The sequence below is a fragment of the Streptomyces griseoluteus genome (assembly GCF_004784465.1).
Taxonomy (GTDB): Bacteria; Actinomycetota; Actinomycetes; order Streptomycetales; family Streptomycetaceae; genus Streptomyces; species Streptomyces griseoluteus.
Window position 1 is genome coordinate 66275 of the sequence record NZ_SRRU01000013.1, and the last position, 14736, is coordinate 81010.

The following is a 14736-nucleotide window of genomic DNA, read 5'->3' on the forward strand; positions in this document are numbered from 1 at the left end:
CCCCTCAACTCGCCGGCCGGAAGCAGGCCGTGACCTCCTTGCCGCGCGGACACGGGTAGGCGCCCCAGCTGTCTGCCAGCGCGTCCACCAGCAGCATGCCCCGCCCGCCGGTCGCCCCGGTGGTCGGCCTGCGCTGTTCCGGCAGCTCCGGCGAGGCGTCGTGCACGGTGACATGCAGGCACTCGCTGTCCCAGGTCAGCACGAGCTGCGCGGTGGCCCGGGCGTGCACATGGGCGTTGGTGACCAGCTCGGACACGGTCAGCAGCACCGCGTCCACCGTGTCCGGCGCGCTCCGCGCCCAGTCCAGGGTCTCCAGATGGTCGCGCGTCCAGTCCCGCGCCACCTTCACCCCATTGCTGACGGGCAGCGACCGCGCCCAGCCCACGGCGCGCAGGGAGGACTCGCTCAAGGAAGATTCATCGACGCTCATGACATTCGCCTTCCCCACGATCGCCCCGGCACCCCGCCGAAACCCTTGACTTCGTGAGCACTCCAAGTGATGAGCTCCTCGGTGTCCACGAACACCGAGGGGGATGGCCATGAACGACTCACCGGTCGCGCTCATCACGGGCGGCGGCAGCGGCATCGGCGCGGCCGTGGCGCGGCAACTGCTGGAAGCCGGCAACCGGGTCACCGTCACCGGACGCGGCAAGGACCGGCTGCGGGAGTTCGCCGAGAGCGTCGGCGACCCCGGCGAGCTGCTCATCGTCCCGGGCAGCACGTCGTCCTACGACGACGTCCGGGAAGCGGTGGACCGCACCGTCGAGCGGTACGGGCGACTGGACACCGTCATCGCCAACGCCGGTGTCGCCACCCACGACTCCGTCGCCGAGGGCGACCCGGCGGGGTGGAGCGAGATGGTGCTGACGAACGTCCTCGGCCCGGCTCTGCTCATCCGCGCCGCCGTCGACGCGCTCAAGGAGACCCGCGGCCGCATCGTCCTCATCGGCAGTGTCGCCGGATTCGTGAATACACCCGGCAACCTCTACGGGGCGACCAAGTGGGCGGTCACCGGGCTCGCCGAGAACACCCGGCGCCAGGTCACCGAGTACGGCATCGGCGTCACCCTGGTCGCGCCCGGCCGGGTGGAGACCCCGTTCTGGGACGGCTACGGCAGCCTGCCGCCGGGGCAGCTGCTGACCGCCGGCCAGATCGCCGACTCGGTGGTCTGGGCGATCCAGCAGCCGGCCGGCGTCGACGTCAACACCGTCGTCGTGCGTCCGGTCGGACAGCCCAACTGAGCCGACGCGACGGGCCCCGGCCGAGCGGACTTCCGTTCGGCCGGGGCCCGTTAGGTACGGGGCCATGCGCGCTAGCGGCGCTTGCGGCGGCTCAGCAGGGTCAGCGCGACCACCGCGACCGCGCCGGCGACCAGCAGCTTGCGCTTGTCGCGGACCTGCTCGGGCGCCCGCTCCTGCCAGAGCTGCTCGGCCTGGCCGGCCTTGGCCCGGACCTGGGTGGCCGCGAGGGCGGCCTTCTCCTTGACCGGGTCCGGCACCTTCTCCGCCAGCTTCTGCGCGGTCTCGGCGGTCTGCACCTTGAGCGCGGCCGCCTTCTCCTGGGCACGGGCCTTGACGTCGGCCTTGTCGGTGAGGGCCTCCACGGTCTCCCCGAGCTCGTGGCGGGTCCGCTCGACCTGCTCCCGAAGCTCCTGGGGGCTCGCGGAGGAGGACTCCTCGAACGGCTGCTGTGTCATCGCTTGGCACTCTCCTTGATCTCGGCCACATCGGCCTTCACGCTGTCGATGGTCTGTTCCGGAGCGGGCGGGGCGGCCTGGCCGATCTCCTTCTTGCCGGTCAGGGCGAGCACCGCCGTGACCGCGCCGAGGACGCCGGTGACGATGAGGGCCGCGGCCCACACCGGAAGAGGTACGGCCAGACCGGCGATCGCCGTGGCCACCAGGGCCTGGAGCGTGAGGAAACCGACCAGGCCGGCGCCTCCGAAGAGCCCGCCGCCCTTGCCGTAGCGCTTGCCCTTCTCCTTCATCTCCGCCTGTGCGAGGCGGAGTTCACCGCGCACCAGCTCGGTGAGCTGCTGCGAGGCGCGTTGCACCAATTCGCCGACCGGCTCCTCACGGGCCACCGCCTGTTCACGGTCGGGTTCGAACATGACCATCACCCCTCCTGCGTATCCGGAAATCCGGATGCCCCGGTTACGCCAAGAGACGCCTGCCAGGGCCCTGTTGCACAGGGCCCTCACACAGGCGGCACCGAGATGGACGGGGCAGGCGGGGAAGGTGTCACGGCTGTGGCCAGCGGTCCGCCTCGCGGGTGGCCGGCTCGTCCGTTTCGAACGGGCCGGCGGACCGGCTCGGGTCGAGGATCTCGTCGCCGAAAAGGTCCTGCAGCCAGTTGGCCTGGTACACGGTGTCGAGGTAGCGCTCGCCCAGGTCCGGCGCGATGGCCACCGCCGTCATGTCACGGGTGTCGTGGCGGGCCAGCCAGTGCGCCGCGCCGCTCACCACCGTGCCGGTGGACCCGCCGAAGAGAAAGCCGCGCCGGGCCATCTGATGGCACGCCCGGATGGTGTCCGCCTCCTCCACCCGGATCACCTCGTTGACGTAGGACTCGTCCAGCAGCGGCGGCCGCATGCTCATCCCGAGGCCCGGGATCATCCGGCGCCCGGGCTCCCCGCCGAAGGCGACCGAGCCCACGCTGTCCACCGCGACGATGCGCACCGGTCGGTGCCACTGCCGGAAGTAGCGGGCGCAGCCCATCAGCGTCCCGGCGGTGCCCGTACCGACGAACAGCACGTCCAGGCGCGGGAACTGCCGGGCGATCTGCGGCGCGGTCGTGCGGTAGTGCGCCTGCCAGTTGCCGGGGTTGGTGTACTGGCTGAGCCATACGTACCGGTCGTCGGAGGCGCACAGCGAGCGCACGTACTCGATCCGCGTGCCCAGGAACCCGCCGTTCTCGTCCAGGTCGGCCACGATGTGCACCTTGCTGCCGAGGGACTCCATCAGCAGCCGGGTGGACAGATTGCAGCGCGAGTCCGTGACGCACAGGAACTTGTAGCCCTTGCTCGCGGCGATCATGCTGAGCGCCACACCGAGGTTCCCGGACGAGGATTCGACGATGACGGAGTCCGGCTTGAGAATGCCCTCCCGCTCGGCGCTCTCCACCATCTCGTTCGCGGCCTTCAGCTTGATGGAGCCGGCGAAGTTGAAGCCCTCGCACTTCAGGTAGAGGGGACATCCGAGGATCGACTTGAGGTCGACGAAGAGATGGCCTTCGTTGAAGTCATGAGGAGCGGATATGACGGGCACGATGGGCCTCCTGGTGCCGGGGAAGGGCAGGGCTCTCAGCCGTACCGGCGCAGGTCGTGGAAGAAGTTGTCGATGAGGCCGAGGTTCCCTGCGGCGGCCGTCTCGTCGTAGACGTACTTGCCGACGGCGAGGTCGAGGACGCCGAGCCCGAAGGGCGAGAAGACGATCGGCCGGTCGGGCGGCGGGGCTGCCCGGCCGAGCATCACGTCGTTCAGCGTGCCATTGAGGAAGTCCCGGTTCCCGGTGCGCTGTTCGACCAGATGCGGGGAGGTGTCGGCCTTCAGGCAGTGCTCGACGTCGTCGACGAAGTTCGCCGACGCCAGGAGGACTTCGGGGGCCAGGTCGCGCAACGAGACGTGCAGGACCACGGGGTTGTGGGAGAACAGCGAGGCGTCGGTGACGTGCGGCTCTCCGGCGACGGTGGCGAAGACCACCAGGTCGCTCGAGCGGATCAGATCCGCCGCGCTGTCGTGGACCGTGACCTCGGCGCTCGTCCCGCTCAGCCGCAGGTAGTCGCAGAACCCGGTGGCGCTGTCGGCGGCCAGGTCGTGCACCCCGACCGTCTCGAACTCCCAGCCGGTGCCCGTCAGGAAGGTGTGGATGTAGCGGGCGATCAGCCCTGTGCCGAAGAACCCGACGCGGGTCGGACGCGGCCGGTCACGGCTGAACCAGTCCGCGGCCAGCGCGGCGGACGCGGCCGTCCGGGTCGCGCTGATGATGGAGCTCTCCAGACAGGCGAACGGATAGCCCGTCGTGGGGTCGTTGAGGATCAGCACCGCCGAGGCGCGGGGGAGCCCGGACCGGACGTTGTCCGGGAAGCTGGAGATCCACTTCATGCCGTCGACACCGACGGACCCCCCGACCGAGGCCGGCAGCGCGATGATCCGCGAGCTGGGCCGGTCGGGGAAGCGCAGGAAGTAGGACGGCGGGTTCACCGAGTCCCCGGCCCCGTGCAGCCGGTAGGTCGCCTCGACCAGGTCCGTGATCTCCCGCTCGCGCCCGGCGAGCGCCTTCTGCACCTGCTCGCCGGAGATCACCGCGAACGTCGGCGGGGCCGGGTCGGGGTGGGCCGGCTGCGCGGCGGTGGGCAACAGGTCGGTCATCGCTCGCTCGCCTCCGGGTTCATGGCACCGGCGTCCAGTCGGCGCGGGTCGGCCATGCCGACCAGCACCTGCCTGTCCCCGGTGTAGGGCTCCCTGCTGTGCGCGGTGCGCACGTTGTCGACGAGGAGCAGGTCGCCGGCCTGCCACGGCTCGCGCCGGGTGTGCTTCTCGTACGTCGCGTTCAGCAGCTCGACGACGTCCTCGCCGATCGGGCTGCCGTTCCCGTAGCGGGTGTTGAACGGCAGGCCGTCCGCGCCGTACATGTCCACCAGGTACTCGCGGACCTCGGGGGCGAGCGTCCACTCGTTGAGGAACGCGATCTGGTTGAACCAGCACGCCTCGCCCGTCGCCGGGTGCCGGACCACGGCCGGGCGCCGCTGTGCGGTGCGCAGCGAACCGTCCGGCTGCCAGGCGAAGTCGATGCCGTTGACCCGGCAGTAGCTCTCCACCCCGGCGCGGTCGGCGGTCCCGAACGACTCCTCCAGGGACGCCCCGATCTCGTCGTTGTAGGACCGGGTCAGCAGCCAGCCCTCCCGCTCGAAGCGCGTCCGCACCTCGGCGGGCAGCTCCCGCAGCACCTCCGCCGCGTCCGCCACCGCCGTCGCCCCGCCCTCCTCGGGCGCGGTCAGACAGGCGAACAGCATCAGACCGGGCGGCTCCTGGGCGTAGCTCAGCTCGTGGTGCATGCACATCGGCTGATTCGCCGGCCAGGTCGTGGACACGTAGAGCCCGGAGCCGAAGGTCTCCCGCGGGGCGAAGGACTCCCGCTCCGTCATCAGGCCGCCGGTCAGCCGGGCGAACACGGCACCGACCTGCTCCGGGTCCCGCAGTCCCAGGCCCCGCACCAGCAGCGATCCGTGCTCGGCGACCAGGGCGCGCAGCACTTCGCGGTACCGTGCCGCCCAGCCCGGCACGTCCGGCGGGGTGTCGATACGGGCCACCGGCGGTCTGCCCGGCCGCAGCTCCACGTCGAGCGGGGCTGCCACGGAAGAGGTCGACATGTCGGATTTCCTTTCGGTCGCCCGCCATTGGGCTGAAGGGGGGAGGTCAGGAGGAGGCCGGCGGCTCCACGGCGGCCAGTACGGCCTTGGCCGCCTCGGTGGGGCGCAGGCGCGGGAAGTAGTGCCCGCCGTCGGGGAGTTCGTGCAGGTCGACGCGGCCGACCAGCAGCAGCCAGTCCCGGTGGGCCCCGGTGTACCCGGCCGTGTACGGGTCGTCGGCGGCCACCACCACCGACACCGGCGCCGAGAGCCGCACCGCCGGAGGGTTCTCCAGGGCGTCGGAGAAGTACCGGTGCGCGGAGAGGCAGTCGTGGCGGTAGGCGGCGCCGACGCGCTCGGCGTGCCGGGCGGTCAGTTCCGCCAGCTCGACATAACCACCTTCCTCGGCGAGCCGCGCGGCGATCTCGGCGTCACTGCGGACCGACAGCGCCTCCACGGCGGCATGCCGCTCGGCGGCAGTGCCCAGCAGTTGGGCCCCCAGGAACAGCCGCGCCACCTCCACCCCGCGCTCCTCGAGCCTGCGGGCCGTCTCCACCGCCGCCGCGGCGCCGGACGAGTGACCCCACAGCATGACCCGGGTCAGACCGCGTGCGGTGATCTCCGCCGCGACCCGCTCCGCCACCTCGGCCACCGACCCGAACGGCTCCTGCCGCCCGGCCAGGTCGTGCCCCGGCAGCTCCACCGCGAGGACCGGCATCCCGCAGCCCGCCAGCGCGCTCGCCATCGGCTGGAAGTTGACCGCGTTGCCGCCCGCGTACGGGAAGCACACCAGGACGCACTCCGGCGTCCCGTCGGCCTCCGCCAGTGGCTGGAGCAGTTCCCCGTCCGGCCCGGCCGCGCCGTCCAGCAGGGCGGCCAGGTCGGCGAGGACCGGGTTGCGGGTGATGTCCTTCAGGGACACCGCGCGGTCCAGCGCGATCGTCAGCTTCACCGCCGTCAGGGAGGTGCCGCCGGAGTCGAAGAAGTGGTCCGTACGGCCGATCCGCTCCTCGGAGATGCCGAGCAGTCCGGCCCAGGCCGCCGCGAGCCTGCGCTCGGCCGGGGTACGCGGCGCACGGTCCCCGGCGTCGTCTCGCGCGGCCGGCGTGCTCTGCTCGGCCAGCCGGGTGAGCGTCTTGCGGTCGATCTTGCCGTTGGCCGTCAGCGGGAGGGCCGGCTGCCAGTGGAAGGCGGCGGGGACCATGTAGGCGGGCAGCCCCCCGCCCAGCGCGTCCCGCAGCTCGTCCACGGACAGTTCGCGCCCCGCGTAGAACGCGACCAACTGCTGGCCCTGCCCGGCCCGTTCGGCCACGACCACCGCGCCGTCCCGCACCCCGGGCACCCGCAGCAGCGCGTTCTCGATCTCGCCGATCTCGATGCGGAAGCCCCGGATCTTGACCTGGTTGTCCCGGCGCCCCAGGAACTCCAGCTTGCCGCCGGGATGCCAGCGCCCCCAGTCACCGCCCAGGTAGAGCCGCTCACCTGGCCGGTACGGGTCCTCCCGGTACGCCTCACGGGTGCGCTCGGGATCGTTGACGTAGCCCCGGCCCACGCAGACACCGGAGAAGGCGATCAGGCCCGGCGCGCCCAGTGGCACCAGCTCCAGCCGCTCGTCCACGACCAGGACGCGGACGTTGTTCACCGCGCGCCCCAGCAGGACGCGGTCGCAAGGCCCGTCGATGATCTCGTGGTTGGTGTCGTCCGAGGTCTCGGTCAGGCCGTAGGCGTTGACCAGCTTGATGCCCGGCTGCACGGCGAACCAGCGCTGCACCAGCTCCGGTTTGAGCGCCTCGCCGGTCACGGACACGAAGCGCAGGTTCGGGAAGTCGCGCGGGTGCCGCTCCAGGTAGGAGACCAGGACCTCCAGATAGGAGGGCACGAGCTGGGTGACCCCGACCCGGTTGTTCACGAGCGTGTCGGCGAACCGCTCCACGTCCATGAGCACGTCCTGCTCCACCAGCAGCGTCCGCCCGCCCACCAGCAGGGCGGAGACGAGCTGCCACAGCGAGATGTCGAAGCACTGCGGCGCCGTCTGCGCCACCACCCCGCCCTCGCCGACACCCAGGTCGTCGATCTTGGCGTAGAGATGGTTGAGCATCCCCGCGTGCTCGCACATCGCGCCCTTCGGCTCGCCCGTGGAGCCGGAGGTGAAGTAGATGTAGGCCAGTTGACCGGGCTCCACCGCCACACCGAGGTCGTCCTCGGCGTGCCCCTCCGTGTACGCGTCACCGACGAGCAGCCGCTCGGCGCCGGGCACCTCGGCCAGCGCCTCGTCGAGCGTGCCCGTGCTGCCCGACTCGGTCAGCACCAGCCGGCACCCGGCCCGCGAGAGGGTCGTCGCGATACGGCCCGGCGGGAAGTGCGGCTCGATCGGCAGATAGGCGCCGCCCGCCTTGAACACGGCCAGGGTGGCGGCCAGCCAGTCGAGGTTCCGCTCGGTGACCACGGCCACCACGTCCTCCCGGCCCAGCCCGCGCGCCACCAGCGCCCGCGCCAGCCGGTTGGCCCGGCGGTTCAGCTCCCCGTACGTCCACCGCCGGTCGCCGTGCACCGCCGCGACGGCGTCCGGGTGCCGGCGTACGCGCCGCTCGAACAGTTCGTGGGCCCGCGCGTCCGGCAGCTCCCGCTCCGGGCCGGCCAGCCCCGCCAACTGCTCGTGCCGCTCCTCGGCCGACAGCAGGCTCTGGTGCGTGTGCTCGGCGTCCGGGCCGGCCGCCATCAGCTCCAGCGCCCGCAGATGGTAACCGGCGACACGGCCGGTGCTCCGGGCGTCCAGGACGTCCGTGCGGTACCGGAGGACCAGGCGCCCCTCGGCCTCGGACCAGTGCACGTGCAGGACACGGCCGCCGGAGAGGGGGCTGTTCCCGGGACCGCACGTCACCTCGAACGCCGGTTCCGTCAGACCCAGTTCGCGGCGCAGATCCGCCACGGCGAAGTCCCGGTGCGCCAGCACCTCCGACTCCGCGCGGTGGGCCGCCCCGGCGAGCGAGCGCCAGCTGGCGGGGGAGACGGTGAGGCGGCAGGGCAGAGGCTCGGCGTCGACGGCGTACCCCGTCACCACGTCCTGCTCGCCGGTCAGGGCGGAGAGCACCTTGGCGTGGGCCGCCAGCAACAGCGCGCCCGCGGGCACGTCCAGCCGCCGGGCCAGGTCGCCCAGGGACTCGGGCAACCGCACCCCGTGCTCGGCCGTACCGGGTACCGGTACCTCTGCCCAGCGCGGTACCGCGGTGAATCCGCCGGCGGTCAGCACGCCGCTCCAGAACTCCCGGTCCGCCTGCACACGCGTTGCCATCGGATGCTCCCTCAATTCACGGACGCCGCGGCGGCGCTGTCGACGGACGGTGGGGTCCTGCGGCCGGAACCGGCGGGCAGCACCGCTGCCTCCGGCATCTCCACGGCGGGGTTGCCGCCCCAGCGCGCGTGCGCGGGGACCTCCTCGCCCTTCATGAGGAAGGAGTCGGGCGCCAGCCGCGCGCCGTCGCCCATGGTCACGCCGTAGTGCACGTGCGAGCCGACGCCCAGGGTGCACCCCGCGCCGAGCGTGCTGATGTCGGACTTGAACGTGCCGTCCTCCTGCGAGTGGCACTGGACCTTGCTGCCGGCGTTCAGGGTGCAGTCGTCGCCGATCACGGCGAGCGTGCGATCCGTCATGTAGCAGCCGTCGTCGAACACCCTGCGGCCGACGCGGGCACCCGTCAGGCGCCAGACGAGGGCCTTGAAGGGCGTGCCGTTGTAGATGTTCAGGTGCCGGTCCGGCACCTTCCACAGGCGCTCCTGGGCCCAGAAGGCCGGGTCGTAGATGGAGCACAGCGTGGGGCGGAGCCGGCGGAAGCGGGTGAGGCAGCGCTCCAGCAGCACGTAGTAGAGCGTGGTGACGATCAGCGTCAGCGCCATGTAGGTGGCGATCACCAGGTGCCCGAGCACGCCGTACAGCTCCATCGTGGCCAGGCCCAGCAGGGTGAGCCCGAGGACGTGCAGCCAGCGCACGAACAGCATGAGGGCCATCGAGCGCAGGTTGTAACGATTCTTCGCGGCGAGGCTCCGGCGCAGCGCGTCACCGGACCTGAACCTGTCGAACCGGCTGTCGCGCTCCACCGACCTCGGGATCTCGAAGCACGGCGAACCGAGGAGCCCGACGCCCTCGCGGACCTCCCCGTCGAGCGGCACCATCACCTTCGTCGCCAGCAGGCAGTTCTCCCCGGTCCGGCCGCCGATGGGATAGGCGATGTTGTTGCCGAGGAAGTTGTGCGCCCCGATCGTCGCGCGCGAAACCCGGAACGACGTGGCCGAGTAGTCCGCGTTGATGACGGAGAGCCCGTCGGCCACCATCGTGCCGCTGCCCACCGTGACCAGCAGCGGGTTCTCGTGCTGCATCTCGGTGCCGAAGTTCGACCCGGTCTGCTCCACGTGCGAGAGGTCGTACCCGATGCCGCGCAGGTAGTGCACGATGTACGAGCTGTCGCCGAAGAGCCAGGCGAAGAACTTGATGTTCGTCATCCGCGCGGTCGCCCGGTGCACCGCGTACCGGAAGCCGTAGAGCGGGAACACCCGGTCCGGCGGCACCACCAGGTGCAGCAGGCGCGGCAGGGTGCACAGCAGGACGAGGCCCAGGAGGACGAAGCCGGCGAACAGCACCAGGGAGAGCACGACCGCGTCGGTGACCAATTCGTCCGGGGGGAGCGCCGTCCGGGGCTCGAGCCGGCGGCGGACCGCCGGTACCGCGTCGAACAGGATGTACAGGCCGCCCACCCCGAGCGGGATGTACAGCAGGAACAACTGGAGCAGCGAGGCCAGCCCGAACCAGGCCCGGCGGCCGGTGCCGCAGCGGGCGGGCGCGACCCGCAGGTAGTCGACGTCGGTGGTCTGCGCGGGGGAGCCGTGCTGGTGTTCGCCGGCCGGGACGGACTGGCCGCGGTGCAGCGACGAGGAGTGCCCGAGCTGAGCGCCGTCGCCCATCGAGGTGTCGATGTCCAGGACGGTTTTCTCCCCGATGTACACGTCCCGGCCGATGCTGATCCGGCCGGTCTGGATGTACCCGGCGTGCGCCCGGTAGCCGAGGAAGAACGAGTCCTTGCGGATGACCGTGCCGGAGCCGATCGTCAGCAGGTCCGTGCAGACCGGTACCGAGTGGGAGAGGATCGTGACGCCCTTGCCGATCCGGGCGCCCAGGACCCGCAGGTAGAACACGTACAGCGGGTTTCCGATGAACAGGATCATCGGATTGGCGTGCAGGAGTGTCTTGACGACCCAGAAGCGCAGGTAGGCGAGGCCCCAGACCGGGAACTCACCGGCTTTCCAGCGCCCGACGAGCACCCACTTGGCGACGACCGGGAACGCGCACAGGGCCACGAATCCGACACCGCCGAAGACCAGGGACCGCAGATAGACCTCCCACACGCCCGAACTGGTGGCCACCCATTCGTAACCGCCGGCGGTGGCGAATCCGGCGACCAGTGAATAGCCCAGGAAGATCACCAATTGGGCCGTGCCGCAAAGGGTGTGGGAAAGCCCGCTCGCCCGCCGTACCGGCTCCGGGGGCATCACCACAGCGGTGGGAGCGGGGGCTGACGGGTGCTCCGTGAGCCCCTCCGCCAGGGCGTGGATCGTCGGGTACCGGTAGATGTCCTTCATGGACGGGGAGGGCAGATCCTCCCGCTTGCGGAGCCGTGCGCAGAATTGCGCCATGACCAGGGAATTGGCACCGAGACTCTCGAAGAAGTGCGCATCGGCCGGAACGTTCTCCACACCCATGACGTCGGCCAGCACATCCGCCATCCGCGTTCGGGTCTCGCTCACCGCCGGGCCGCCAACGCGCCGGCCCACGAGGGTTTCGTCGTCCATTCCTTCTATATGGACGTCCGAGGACTGTTCCACCATGTGATCTCCTGCGAGAACGTTTGGATAGCTTGCTCGGCCACGTGCTCTTCTCTGATCACGAACTGCTGATTCAGTTTCGGCCCGGCGCGGTGAGGCTGCCACTTCGAATCGATCAACCCGTAGGCCGGAAAGGCCCCGGCAGGCCCGTGGTTTCTGGGCAGCCGCAGGTGTCCGGGCCATACGGGATCACCTGTTTGGCGGACCTTTCCGGTAGCGCCGCCAGTGGCGGACCGCCCTTCTGTGCCGGATGCTGGACGGGCCGGGTTCCGCCTGCCACGCACCGCCTTGCCCGCTCGCTCCCGCGGGCCGCCCACCGGGAGAGGCCATGGATCACAGCGCCGTCGCCAAGCAGGACCTGATGACCGAGCCGCAGGACATCGACGCGCCCCTGACCGCCGCGGCCGCCTTCCTGGTGCTGACCATCAACAGCGGCGACGAGGCCATGGACCAGGCACGGTTGGTGGTGGCGAGCATCGAGGACCTGCTCAAGGACATCAAGATCCAGGTGAACACCGGGATCTTCACCTGCAATCTCGGTATCTCCCACCACGCCTGGGAACCGCTGACCCGGAAACCGCTGCCGAAGGAACTCAAACCTTTCCAGGAGATCCGGGGCGCCCAGCACACGGCGGTGGCCACCGAAGGCGATCTCCTTTACCACGTCCGTGCCGATTCGGTGGATCTCGTCGTGGAATTCGAGAAGATTCTCCTGGAGGCGTTCGGTGATTCCGTGACGGCCGTGGACGATGTCACCGGATTCCGTTACTACAACGGCCGCGACCTCCTGGAATTCGTGGACGGCACCGCGAATCCGATCGGCCTCTCCCTGCCGGCGGCCACCCTGGTCGGCGAGGAGGACCCGGCGTACGCGGGCGGCAGCTATGTCGTCATCCAGAAGTACCTGCACGACCTCAAGGACTGGCGTGCCCAGACCACCGAGACGCAGGAACAGATCATCGGTCGTACCAAGTTTGACAACATCGAACTCCCCGACGCGACCGAGGGGCAGAAGTCGCACAAGACCCTGTGCACCATCGAGGACGCCGAGGGCGAGCACGACATCCTCCGCGACAACATGCCGTTCGCCACCCCCGGCAAGGGCGAGTACGGCACCTACTTCATCGGCTACTCCCGGCACCTGTGGGTCACCGAGAAGATGCTGGAGCGCATGTTCATCGGGGACCCGCCCCCGCTGCACGACCGCATCCTCGACTACTCACGGGCAGTCACCGGCGTCACCTTCTTCTGCCCGCCCCGGAAGTTCCTCGTCGACCTCGCGGACTGAACCGCCCCGGAACCGGGCCGCCCGGGGAACGCCGACTGAATCGGGCCGGCCGGGACATCCGCAGGGGGAGGCGACTTTCTGGGAGGAAGCATGACGCTGGTCAAAGCGGGCGTGGTGGTGCTCGACTGTGCCGAGCCGGAGAAACTTGCCGCGTTCTACGAGGAGTTGCTGGACGGCGAACAGACCGTCGCCTCCGCCAACCTGGTGCAGATCCGGGGTGCGGACGGCTTCCGCATCGCCTTCCGCCGCGATGTCAACGCCACGCCCCCGAGCTGGCCCCGCCCGGAGAACTCGCTCCAGGCTCACCTCGAGTTCATGGTGGACGACCTGGACGGGGCCGAGCGGCGCATCGTCTCGCTGGGCGGCCGCCCCCTGGAGACACGGGACGCGGTGGGACCGCACGAGGAGCGCAGTTACTCGGACCCGTCGGGACACTCCTTCACGGTGCGGCTCGCCCCGCCGACCGCGCCCAAGCAGGGCTGAACACACACGAAGACCGGGGGTGGCGGGCATCGCACCGGCCCGCCGCCCCCGGTCTTCGTGTGCTCAGTCCCGGCCGCCCTTCTCGGCCACCGGCCACACACCCGTCGACCGCTCGATGGCCTTGGCCCCCGTACGGTCCACGGCGCTGCGCACCACCGCGAAGATCGCGCCCTGCACGGCCGCCGCGAGCAGCACCTCGCCCCAGCCCCGGTCACGGTCCAGCGCGTCGGGCGCGTCCTCCTCGTGCCGTATGGCCATCCACGCCTTGCGGAAGGCCAGTCCGGCCAGCGCGCCGCCGGCCCAGCTCATCACGAAGCCGACCGGTTTGTAGGTGAGCGAGAGTTTCTTCTTCGTCTTGTTCTTCGCCATGTCACGCTTCTTCCTCGTCACGCCCTCCTCATGCAGGCAGACCTCGGGGTCCCACCCGCTCGTGCGGCGCCACGGGTCCCGGCGGGGTGCCGTCACCGAACGGCCGGCCGCCCAACTCCTCGCGGTGGTGCGGGCTCAGCCAGCCGGCGAGGTCCGGGCCGAGCGGCACGATCCCGGTCGGGTTGATGCCGGAGTGGACCTGGTAGTAGTGCCGCTTGATGTGGTCGAAGTCGACCGTGTCCCCGAACCCCGGCGTCTGGAACAGGTCCCGCGCGTACGCCCACAGCACCGGGTTCTCCGTCAGCTTCCACAGATTGCACTTGAAGTGCCCGTGGTACACCGGGTCGAAGCGGACCAGCGTGGTGAACAGCCGGATGTCCGCCTCGGTGATCGTGTCCCCCACCAGATAGCGCTGCCCCGCCAGCCGCTTCGCCAGCGCCTCCAGCCGGCGGAACACCCCGGCGCACGCCTCCTCGTACTCCTCCTGGCCCGAGGCGAACCCCGCCCGGTACACCCCGTTGTTGACGTCCTGGTAGACCTCCGCCATCACCTCGTCGATCTCGTCCCGCAGGCGCTCCGGGTACAGGTCCGGGGCGCCCTCGCGGTGCAGGGCCGTCCACTCGGTGGCCAGGTCGAGGGTGAGCTGCTGGTAGTCGTTGGTGACCAGCTCGCCGCTCGGCACGTCGACGATCGCGGGCACACTCACCCCGCCGGGCGCGCCGGGCTCCCGCTTCTCGTACGCCTCGGCCAGGTACCGGATGCCGAGTACCGGGTCCCGGCCGCCGGGGTCCAGGGTGAACCGCCAGCTCCGGTCGTCCTGGAGGGGGTCGGCGACCGCCATGGGCAGCGCCCGCTCCAGCCCGAGCAGCCGGCGCGAGATCACCGCCCGGCTCGCCCACGGGCAGGCCCGCGAGACCACCAGCCGGTACCGCCCGGACTCCACCGGCCAGCCGTCCCGGCCGTCGGCGGTGATCCGGTCCGCGAAATGGCTCTTGGACCGCTTGAACTTCTTGTGGCCGTAGGCGCTGTTGCCGCCGCCACCCATGTCGCCTCCTCGCACCGCACGCTCTTCCCCGCCGGGCCCACCCGCTCTGGCGCGGCGGGCCCGTACCGTTCCGCCTGACGCGTTCCCCCTTTTGGGCCGGGAACCCCGCCGAAACGCTCAGCGGTCCCGGGACGGCCGCAGGAGGTCGGCGACGGTGCCGCCCGCGTGCACGAGATCGTCGTACGTGCCCTGCTCGGTGATCCGGACCCGCCGCCGTACCGCGCCAAGGCCGTACTGCGTGGCCCCCGCCACCTTCCCGTGGCGATCGACGGACTCATGGCCTGAGCGCCATGCGACCGGTGCCGACCCTCTGTGCCGCCTTGCGACGC

Annotated in this window: 13 protein-coding genes; 3 read left to right on the forward strand and 10 right to left on the reverse strand. The window is 70.8% G+C overall.

Going from position 1 to position 14736, the window contains the following annotated elements; all coding sequences use genetic code 11:
• Positions 1 to 4: 4 nt before the first annotated feature.
• Positions 5 to 430 carry an ATP-binding protein gene (locus E5082_RS28985; protein WP_135794212.1) on the reverse strand — a complete coding sequence of 142 codons (426 nt, stop codon included), beginning with the start codon at positions 428 to 430 and terminating at the stop codon, positions 5 to 7.
• A 109-nt stretch (positions 431 to 539) separates the two neighbouring features.
• Between E5082_RS28985 and E5082_RS28990 the strand changes: the two genes are divergently transcribed.
• Complete coding sequence (locus E5082_RS28990; RefSeq protein WP_135794213.1) at positions 540 to 1241, forward strand: SDR family oxidoreductase; 702 nt, start codon at positions 540 to 542, stop codon at positions 1239 to 1241.
• A gap of 71 nt (positions 1242 to 1312) precedes the next feature.
• Here the strand turns inward: E5082_RS28990 and E5082_RS28995 are convergent, their stop codons facing one another.
• The 7 genes from E5082_RS28995 to E5082_RS29025 form a co-directional block, all read right to left on the reverse strand.
• A complete protein-coding gene (locus tag E5082_RS28995) occupies positions 1313 to 1696 on the reverse strand; it encodes a DUF3618 domain-containing protein (RefSeq protein ID WP_135794214.1) in 384 nt (127 codons plus the stop codon).
• Positions 1693 to 2109 (reverse strand): phage holin family protein, encoded by a 417-nt coding sequence (locus tag E5082_RS29000; RefSeq protein WP_135794215.1) that lies wholly within the window; start codon positions 2107 to 2109, stop codon positions 1693 to 1695. Before E5082_RS29000 ends, E5082_RS28995 begins: the two co-directional genes overlap by 4 nt.
• Positions 2110 to 2239: 130 nt before the next feature.
• The gene (gene sbnA, locus E5082_RS29005; RefSeq protein ID WP_135794216.1) at positions 2240 to 3265 is read right to left on the reverse strand and encodes a 2,3-diaminopropionate biosynthesis protein SbnA; all 1026 of its coding nucleotides are present in this window, start codon (positions 3263 to 3265) and stop codon (positions 2240 to 2242) included.
• Positions 3266 to 3300: 35 nt separating this feature from the next.
• Positions 3301 to 4368: a 2,3-diaminopropionate biosynthesis protein SbnB gene (gene sbnB, locus E5082_RS29010; protein WP_135794217.1), complete on the reverse strand. Its 1068-nt coding sequence runs from the start codon at positions 4366 to 4368 to the stop codon at positions 3301 to 3303.
• Positions 4365 to 5369 (reverse strand): TauD/TfdA family dioxygenase, encoded by a 1005-nt coding sequence (locus tag E5082_RS29015; RefSeq protein WP_135794218.1) that lies wholly within the window; start codon positions 5367 to 5369, stop codon positions 4365 to 4367. Before E5082_RS29015 ends, sbnB begins: the two co-directional genes overlap by 4 nt.
• A gap of 46 nt (positions 5370 to 5415) precedes the next feature.
• The gene (locus E5082_RS29020; protein ID WP_135794219.1) at positions 5416 to 8640 is read right to left on the reverse strand and encodes a non-ribosomal peptide synthetase; all 3225 of its coding nucleotides are present in this window, start codon (positions 8638 to 8640) and stop codon (positions 5416 to 5418) included.
• 11 nt (positions 8641 to 8651) lie between these two features.
• On the reverse strand, positions 8652 to 11225 hold the full coding sequence (locus E5082_RS29025; protein ID WP_135794220.1) for a Pls/PosA family non-ribosomal peptide synthetase: 2574 nt from the start codon (positions 11223 to 11225) through the stop codon (positions 8652 to 8654).
• A gap of 325 nt (positions 11226 to 11550) precedes the next feature.
• On the opposite strand from E5082_RS29025, the gene E5082_RS29030 reads away from it, so the two are divergent.
• A complete protein-coding gene (locus tag E5082_RS29030; protein ID WP_167514171.1) occupies positions 11551 to 12510 on the forward strand; it encodes a Dyp-type peroxidase in 960 nt (319 codons plus the stop codon).
• A gap of 90 nt (positions 12511 to 12600) precedes the next feature.
• Positions 12601 to 12993 carry a VOC family protein gene (locus tag E5082_RS29035; protein WP_135794221.1) on the forward strand — a complete coding sequence of 131 codons (393 nt, stop codon included), beginning with the start codon at positions 12601 to 12603 and terminating at the stop codon, positions 12991 to 12993.
• 63 nt (positions 12994 to 13056) lie between these two features.
• On the opposite strand, the gene E5082_RS29040 is transcribed toward E5082_RS29035, so the two are convergent.
• Positions 13057 to 13362 (reverse strand): DUF4235 domain-containing protein, encoded by a 306-nt coding sequence (locus tag E5082_RS29040; RefSeq protein ID WP_031183373.1) that lies wholly within the window; start codon positions 13360 to 13362, stop codon positions 13057 to 13059.
• A 28-nt stretch (positions 13363 to 13390) separates the two neighbouring features.
• Positions 13391 to 14407 (reverse strand): glutathione S-transferase family protein, encoded by a 1017-nt coding sequence (locus E5082_RS29045; RefSeq protein WP_135794288.1) that lies wholly within the window; start codon positions 14405 to 14407, stop codon positions 13391 to 13393.
• Positions 14408 to 14736: the final 329 nt, after the last annotated feature.

What these genes read in the sequence shown, in the direction of transcription:
- E5082_RS28985 (WP_135794212.1), bottom strand. Translation starts at nt 430, where the DNA reads ATGAGCGTCGATGAATCTTCCTTGAGCGAGTCCTCCCTGCGCGCCGTG.
- E5082_RS28990 (WP_135794213.1), top strand. Translation starts at nt 540, where the DNA reads ATGAACGACTCACCGGTCGCGCTCATCACGGGCGGCGGCAGCGGCATC.
- E5082_RS28995 (WP_135794214.1), bottom strand. Translation starts at nt 1,696, where the DNA reads ATGACACAGCAGCCGTTCGAGGAGTCCTCCTCCGCGAGCCCCCAGGAG.
- E5082_RS29000 (WP_135794215.1), bottom strand. Translation starts at nt 2,109, where the DNA reads ATGTTCGAACCCGACCGTGAACAGGCGGTGGCCCGTGAGGAGCCGGTC.
- sbnB (WP_135794217.1), bottom strand. Translation starts at nt 4,368, where the DNA reads ATGACCGACCTGTTGCCCACCGCCGCGCAGCCGGCCCACCCCGACCCG.
- E5082_RS29015 (WP_135794218.1), bottom strand. Translation starts at nt 5,369, where the DNA reads ATGTCGACCTCTTCCGTGGCAGCCCCGCTCGACGTGGAGCTGCGGCCG.
- E5082_RS29020 (WP_135794219.1), bottom strand. Translation starts at nt 8,640, where the DNA reads ATGGCAACGCGTGTGCAGGCGGACCGGGAGTTCTGGAGCGGCGTGCTG.
- E5082_RS29025 (WP_135794220.1), bottom strand. Translation starts at nt 11,225, where the DNA reads ATGGTGGAACAGTCCTCGGACGTCCATATAGAAGGAATGGACGACGAA.
- E5082_RS29030 (WP_167514171.1), top strand. Translation starts at nt 11,551, where the DNA reads ATGGATCACAGCGCCGTCGCCAAGCAGGACCTGATGACCGAGCCGCAG.
- E5082_RS29035 (WP_135794221.1), top strand. Translation starts at nt 12,601, where the DNA reads ATGACGCTGGTCAAAGCGGGCGTGGTGGTGCTCGACTGTGCCGAGCCG.
- E5082_RS29040 (WP_031183373.1), bottom strand. Translation starts at nt 13,362, where the DNA reads ATGGCGAAGAACAAGACGAAGAAGAAACTCTCGCTCACCTACAAACCG.
- E5082_RS29045 (WP_135794288.1), bottom strand. Translation starts at nt 14,407, where the DNA reads ATGGGTGGCGGCGGCAACAGCGCCTACGGCCACAAGAAGTTCAAGCGG.